This window comes from Protofrankia sp. CiP3 (assembly GCF_917627345.1).
Taxonomy (GTDB): domain Bacteria; phylum Actinomycetota; class Actinomycetes; order Frankiales; family Frankiaceae; genus Protofrankia.
Window position 1 is genome coordinate 73548 of record NZ_CAKJTM010000014.1, and the last position, 6922, is coordinate 80469.

Annotated in this window: 7 protein-coding genes; 4 read left to right on the plus strand and 3 right to left on the minus strand. The window is 70.9% G+C overall.

Translation table 11 applies throughout. From position 1 onward, the window contains the following. Window position 1: 1 nt before the first annotated feature. Both MJ797_RS08040 and fdhD read right to left on the minus strand, forming a co-directional pair. Window positions 2-2308: an FdhF/YdeP family oxidoreductase gene (locus tag MJ797_RS08040; protein ID WP_239333316.1), complete on the minus strand. Its 2307-nt coding sequence runs from the start codon at window positions 2306-2308 to the stop codon at window positions 2-4. A gap of 30 nt (window positions 2309-2338) precedes the next feature. Further along, a complete protein-coding gene (gene fdhD, locus MJ797_RS08045; RefSeq protein ID WP_239333364.1) occupies window positions 2339-3295 on the minus strand; it encodes a formate dehydrogenase accessory sulfurtransferase FdhD in 957 nt (318 codons plus the stop codon). 171 nt (window positions 3296-3466) lie between these two features. On the opposite strand from fdhD, the gene MJ797_RS08050 reads away from it, so the two are divergent. The 4 genes from MJ797_RS08050 (at window position 3467) to MJ797_RS08065 (ending at window position 5648) form a co-directional block, all read left to right on the plus strand. Beyond that, window positions 3467-4144, plus strand: coding sequence for a uracil-DNA glycosylase (locus tag MJ797_RS08050; RefSeq protein ID WP_239333318.1), 678 nt, complete (start codon window positions 3467-3469; stop codon window positions 4142-4144). A gap of 142 nt (window positions 4145-4286) precedes the next feature. Beyond that, window positions 4287-4556, plus strand: coding sequence for a hypothetical protein (locus MJ797_RS08055; protein WP_239309345.1), 270 nt, complete (start codon window positions 4287-4289; stop codon window positions 4554-4556). Further along, window positions 4553-4894, plus strand: coding sequence for a type II toxin-antitoxin system PemK/MazF family toxin (locus tag MJ797_RS08060; RefSeq protein WP_239333320.1), 342 nt, complete (start codon window positions 4553-4555; stop codon window positions 4892-4894). Before MJ797_RS08055 ends, MJ797_RS08060 begins: the two co-directional genes overlap by 4 nt. 229 nt (window positions 4895-5123) lie before the next feature. Next, window positions 5124-5648, plus strand: a complete 525-nt coding sequence (locus MJ797_RS08065) for a VOC family protein (RefSeq protein WP_239333322.1) — start codon at window positions 5124-5126, stop codon at window positions 5646-5648. Here MJ797_RS08065 and MJ797_RS08070 read toward each other — a convergent pair. Further along, window positions 5588-6922: S9 family peptidase (locus MJ797_RS08070; RefSeq protein WP_239333324.1), on the minus strand; the 1335-nt coding region annotated here is incomplete at its 5' end. The genes MJ797_RS08065 and MJ797_RS08070 overlap by 61 nt on opposite strands.

A 6922-nucleotide genomic window follows, 5' to 3' on the forward strand; every position in this document is an offset into this window, starting at 1 on the left:
ACTACCGCCGGGAAATAGCGGGTTCCAGGCGAATCACGATGGACTTGGACGTGGGGGTGTTGCTGACTCTGGCGGTGCTGTCCAAGGGCACCAGCACATTCGTCTCCGGGAAATAGGCGGCGGCACAGCCAGCTGCGGTCGGGTACGCCACCACCCGGAAGTCCGGCGCGCGCCGGGCCACTCCGTCCGCCCACTCGCTGACCAGGTCGACCTGGTCACCGTCGGCGATGGCCAGCGCGGCGAGGTCGTCGGGGTTGACGAACACTACCCGGCGGCCGTGGCGGACGCCGCGGTACCGGTCGTCCAGCCCGTAGATCGTGGTGTTGAACTGGTCGTGCGAACGGACCGTCTGCAACAGCAGCCGGCCGGCTGGGACGCGCAGCACGTCCAGGGTGTTGACGGTGAACCGGGCCCGTCCGGTCACGGTCGGGAAGGTCCGGGAATCCCGCGGCGGGTGCGGCAGGACGAACCCACCGGGCCGCGCGGCCTTCACCTCGAAGTCCGCACAGCCGGGAACGACCCGGCCGATATGCGCGCGGACGCGGCCGTAGTCAGCGGCGAGCCCCTCCCAGTCGACGGCGACACGCTCGCCCAGCGTCGCCCGAGCCAGCCCACAGATGATCGCCATTTCCGAACGCAGCGACGCCGAGGCCGGCGCGAGGTTCCCCCGGGAGGCGTGCACCGCGCTCATCGAGTCCTCAACCGTGACGAACTGCGGCCCACCGGCCTGCACGTCGATCTCGGTACGGCCGAGGGCCGGCAGGATGAGCGCCCGCTGACCGGTGACGGCGTGCGAGCGGTTCAGCTTCGTCGACACCTGGACGCTCAGGCGCAACCGCCGCATCGCGGCCTCGGTGACCGAGCTGTCCGGGGTGGCCGCGACGAAGTTCCCGCCGAGCGCGGTGAACACCTTCACCCGGCCGTCCCGCATCGCCCGCACCGTGTCGACCACGTCGAGGCCGGGCGCGCGCGGGGGGCCGAAACCGAACTCCGCGGCCAGCCGGTCGAGAAAGACCGGCGGTGGCTTCTCCCAGATGCCCATGGTCCGGTCGCCCTGGACGTTGCTGTGCCCGCGCACCGGGCACACCCCAGCGCCGGGACGGCCGATGTTGCCACGCAGCAGCAGGAAGTTGACGATCTCCCGGATCGTGGGGACGGAGTCGCGGTGCTGGGTGAGCCCCATCGCCCAGCAGACGATGATCTTCTCCGAGTCCAGCACCAGCCGCACGACCTGGTCGATCTCGTCGTCGGCGAGGCCCGTGGCGGCCCGCACGTCGGCCGCGGACAGTTTGCGCAGCCACGCGGCCATCTCGGTGACACCGTCGGTATGGGCGTCGATGAACGCCCGGTCGAGCACCCGGCCTGGCCGCGCCTCCTCCGCGGCCAGCAACCGAGCGTTGATCGCTTGGAACAGAGCCAGGTCACCACCGATCCGGATCCGCAGAAACCGATCGGCCAGCACAATCCCGGCGCCGACGGCACCACTGGGGCGCTGCGGGTTGCGAAAGCGCAGCAGGCCCGCCTCGGGCAGCGGGTTGACCGCGACGATGCGCGTGCCCGCGCGTTTTGCCGCCTCCAGCGCGGTGAGCATCCGCGGATGGTTCGTGCCCGGGTTCTGCCCCACAACAAAGATCAGATCGGCTTTGGCGAAATCGTCGAGGCTCACGCTGCCCTTGCCTACACCGATCGTCTCGGTCAGCGCCGCTCCGGACGACTCGTGGCACATGTTCGAGCAGTCCGGCAGGTTGTTCGTGCCGAACGCCCGGACGAAAAGCTGGTAGGTGAAGGCGGCCTCGTTGCTGGTCCGCCCGGATGTGTAGAAGGCGGCTTCATCGGGGCTGTCGAGCGCCCGCAGCTCGTCGGCGACGATCGCGAATGCGTCATCCCAGCTCACCGGAAGGTAGTGGGCATCCCCGGCCGCCTTGTACATCGGCTCGGTGAGGCGGCCCTGCTGACCCAGCCAGTAGCCGCTGCGGGCGGCGAGCTTATCGACGGAGTGCTCGGCGAAGAAGGTGGGGGTGATCCGCCGCAGGGTCGCCTCCTCGGCGACGGCCTTGGCACCGTTCTCACAGAACTCGGCCGTGTGCCGGTGGCCGGGGGCGGCCTCCGGCCAGGCGCATCCGGGGCAGTCGAAACCGTTGACCTGGTTCAGCGCGAGCAGCGAGCGGGCTCCGCGGCGGACTCCCAGCTGGTCACGGACGTGCGCCATCGCATGCAGCACGCCGGGTATGCCGGCGGCCGACGGCGCGGGAGCGCCGACGATGATCCCGTCCTCGCCGGGGTCCTCTCGTGGGGCGTCACGTACCATCGTCGGAGTCCTCTCCCGCTGAACCGCGGCTCATCGCGTACCGCTGTTGGTGGTCGAGGCGCCGCCGCTCGTCGAGGCGGCGCTGTCAGCCAGCGGGCCGGCGATGCGATGCGCGCCGGTGTAGATGTTCATCGAGTCACCGCGGACGAACCCGACCAGCGTCATCCCGCTCTCCTCGGCCAGCTCAGCCGCGAGCGACGACGGCGCGGACACCGCGACGAGCGCGGGTATCCCAGCCAGCAGCGCCTTCTGGGCAAGCTCGAACGACGCGCGGCCGCTGACCACCAGGACCCGCTCGCGCAACGGCAGCTGACCGCCACGTGCCGCCCAGCCGATGGCCTTGTCGACCGCGTTGTGCCGGCCCACGTCCTCCCGGACCACCAACAGGTTCCCGTCGGCGTCGGCGATCGCGGCCGCGTGCAGCCCACCGGTGACGGCAAAGACCTTCTGCTCGGCGCGCAGCCGGTCGGGCAGCGCGAGCAGCACGTCCGGACGCAGTACCAGCGGGTCATCGGCCACCGTGTAGCGGCTACGCATCCGGACCCCGTCGATGCTGGTCCGCCCGCACAGCCCACAGGAGCTGCTGGTGTAGAAGGCGCGTTCGATACTGACGTCCGGCGCCGCGACGGTCGGGGCGAGAGTGATATCGAGCACGTTGTAGGTCTGGCCGCCACCAGCCTGGCTCTCCGGGGCCTGCCTTTCGGGGGCCTGGCGAGCGCCGGAGGGGCCGCCGACGACATCACTCCGTGCACCGGCACAGTAACGCATCGCTGTGACATCCGCCCCGCCGCCGATGATCCCCTCGCCGACGAGAAAACCGAGGGCCAGGTCGACGTCGTGTCCGGGCGTGCGCATGGTGACGGCCAACGGCCTGCCGCCCACCCGCAGCTCCAGCGGCTCCTCACCGGCCAGGCTGTCGGCCCGCGTCCCTCGCTCACCGTCAGCTGAGATCCGCACGACCCGTCTGCGTGCCGTCACCCGTCCCACACCGACCACACTGCCCCACGCGTCCCGCTGTGGCCAGTAGCCGGACCTCGCGCGCACCCTTTTACCGGACGCGGGCGGAGACCGTGCCGGAGATGACCGGCCCGCTCCCGGCGCGGGCCAGGCCCACTCGTCAACTCGGGGTGTCGGCGCCGCCCGGTAGGGTGATCAGCCATGCCAGCGCAACCATTACGGGAACTCGTCGAGCCAGGCTGGGCACGGGCCCTGGAGCCGGTGGCCGAGCGGATCACAGCCATGGGGGACTTCCTACGCGCGGAGATCGCGGCCGGACGCACCTACCTTCCCGCCGGCCCAAACGTTCTACGAGCCTTCCAACAGCCCTTCGACGAAGTGCGGATACTGATCGTCGGGCAGGATCCCTACCCGGCCCCCGGAATGGCCATCGGATACAGCTTCGCGGTCGCGCCCGACGTGCGCAGGCTCCCCGGCAGCCTGGAGAACATCTTCCAGGAGCTGTGCGCGGACACCGACGTGCCCAGGCCCACGAACGGCGACCTGACGCCATGGACACAGCAAGGCGTACTACTGCTGAACAGAGCCCTGACAACGGCACCGCGGCAGCCCGGCTCGCACCGGGGCAAGGGCTGGGAAGAGGTCACCGAGCAGGCGATCCGGGCACTGGCCGGCCGAGGCAAGCCCCTCGTCGCGATCCTGTGGGGCGCGGACGCGCGTAGCCTGAAGCCCTTCCTCGACGGCGTCCCCACGATCGAGTCCGCCCACCCCTCGCCTCGCTCCGCCGACCGCGGCTTCTTCGGATCCCGGCCGTTCAGCCGGGCCAACGACCTCCTGCTCCGCCAGGGAGCTCAGCCCGTCGACTGGCGCCTCCCATAACCGGATGGCCTTCCACGGGCACGCCCTGGCCCCCGCCCCCGGGTGGACATCGCGGCCCGCGAGAAGCCGTGCACAGCACGGCGAATGTTCCCGTCCGGGGTGACTGAACTGTCTACCGATCGGTAGACTAGATGGTATGACCATGACAACAATCAAGGTTGACACGGCCGTCCGGGACCGGCTGGCCTCCCTCGCCAGCGACCGCGGGACCACGATGGGCCGCATGCTCGCCGAGGTCGCGGACCGGCTCGAACGCGAGGCCTTCTTCGCGCGTGCCCGCGTGCAGCTCGACGAGCTCCGCGCCGCCGACCCGGCGGAGTGGGAGCGCGACCGGGCCGAGTCGGGCGCCTGGCAACGCGGCACCGACTCCGACGCGCTCGCGCTGCACGACGCACCCGGGTGGTGGGAGTGACGGCGGTCCGCACCGGAGAGATCTGGCTCGCCACTCTCGACCCCGTGGTCGGCCATGAACAGGGCGGACGGCGCCCGGTCGTGGTCGTCTCGGCCGACGGGTTGCACAGCCTCCCCATCAGCATGGCCATCGTCGTCCCGCTCACCGGGACCGACCGCCATCTGGTGACCCAGCCCCGCCTCGCCGGGCCGGCGACCGGGCTGAGCAGGCCGAGCTTCGCGCGCCCGGAGGACACCCGGGCCATCGACACCTCCAGGCTGGTGCGGCGGCTCGGGACCACGAGCGCCGAGGACCTCGCGGCCGTTCGCAAGGTCCTGCGCTACTTCCTCGATCTTTGAGACGTTCCCGGGGCGTTGGCGAGTGCGAGCTGTTCCGGGTTCGGCCTCGCCGCCCGCGTCCGCGTCGGGGAGAACCGCGACGCCGAGGCCGCTTCCGTCCTGGTTGCTCAGGTGCGCGGCTGGCGAACGCCTGTTTGATCTGCGCGCGGGCGGCACGGAGTAACGTGGAGATAGTTGAAGGCTCAACAGCACCGCACCGGCCAGCGCCGAGGGGCACCAGGAGAAGATCATGGGTATCCACCGTCTCAACCACGTCGTCCTCTATGTGCGCGATGTCGCGCGTACGGCTGCCTTCTACACCGATGTCCTCGATTTCGAGAGCCTGCTAGTGCTGCCCGGGAAGGCCGCGTTCCTGCGGGCGCCGGACTCCACCAACGACCATGACATCGGCGTGTTCCAGATCGGCGCGGCCGCCGGCGCGTCGCAGGCGGGGCGTTCGACCGTGGGCATGTACCACATCGCCTGGGAGGTCGGCACTCTCGCCGAGCTTGAGGCGGCCGCGCACCGGCTCGCTGAGGCCGGTGCGCTGGTCGGCGCGTCCGACCACGGGACGACCAAGAGCCTGTACGCACACGATCCGGACGGGCTGGAGTTCGAGGTCGTCTGGCTGGTCCCCGCGCACCTGCTCGACGAGGCAGCGGTCACGGCCAAAACCAGCATCCGACCGCTTGACCTCGCCGCGGAGAAGGCACGCTACGGTGCGGACACGCGTGGCGGCCTGGGCGTCTCCATCCCCATCGGAGTCACCGTCTGAGCCGGCGCCGGCAGCCGCGGATCAGGTGACCGCGGATCAGGCGACCGCGAGCCATGAAGCTGCCGGGGAACCGACGGCTCGCCACCTCGCGTCTGTGTCTGTGTCTGACCGGGTGCCAGCAGGTGACGGCTCACCCATTCGACGGTCTCCCGGACAAACACCGTGCGGTTGCCAAGACCCATGATCTCGTGCCCCTCGCCCTCGAAGAGCAGGAACCGGCAGTCCACCCCCCGCGCCGTCGCCGCGGCGACGGTCTGCTCGGCTTCGATCACCGGGACGTTGGTGTCGTTAGCGCCGTGCACGACCAGCAGCGGCGCGGCCAGGCGGTCCATCCGGCGCAGCGGGGAAAGCTCCCACAGCAGCACGGCATCGCGCACGGGGTCGCCGTACTTGGTCATCGCGGGGCCGGCGATCCACGGTTCGGTGTGCGCGAAGAACGTGGCGAAATCCACCATCCCGCAGATGTCGACCCCCACGCGGAACAGCTCCGGGTAGGTGACCAGCGCGGCGAGCGTCAGGTATCCCCCGTAGGAACGGCCCGCGACGCCGACCCGCCCGCCGTCGGCAATACCCGCCTCGACCAGGTATTCCACGCAGGAGGCGACGTCGGCGATCCCGTCGAAGCGGCGGCTGTGGTCGTCGGCGCCCGCGAAGGAACGGCCGTAGCCCGCCGACCCGCGCACATTCGGGGCGAACACGGCGATCCCGCGGGTGACCAACGCCTGGAACAGCGGGGTGAAGGTGGGACGTTCCTGCGCCTCGGGCCCACCGTGGAAGAACAGCAGGGTGGGATAGGGGCCGAGCTCGCCCTGCGGGCGGTACAGCCAGCCGGACAGCTCCAGCCCGTCGTGCGCGCGCAACCGGTGCAGTACCGGGCGGACCAGCCTGGTCCGTGAACGGGCTGGGGGAGGCAGCACCGCCTCAGCAGCCGCCCCGGCGGCGGGGTCCGCGTTGCCGTCCAGATCGGCGACGGAGGCGAGCGCGGGCGCGGGGAAGGCGGTGGGGGCGTCAGAGACCATACATCGGTAACCGGTCGCGTCCGCCCCGAAATCGTAGGTCCACAGCTCACCGGGGACGGTCGAACCGACCAGGGCCAGCAGCAGACCGCGGCCCCCGTCACGGACGAGCAGGCTGCCCGCGACGTCCCTCGGCAGCGGCGGGAGGCCCAGCCGGCTGCCCGAGCCCAGATCGACCAGGTCGAGGACGGTCCGCCCGTCCACGTTCCACGCCAGCACCGCGACCGGCCGTCCCCCGCGCACGCCGGGCGCGGCACC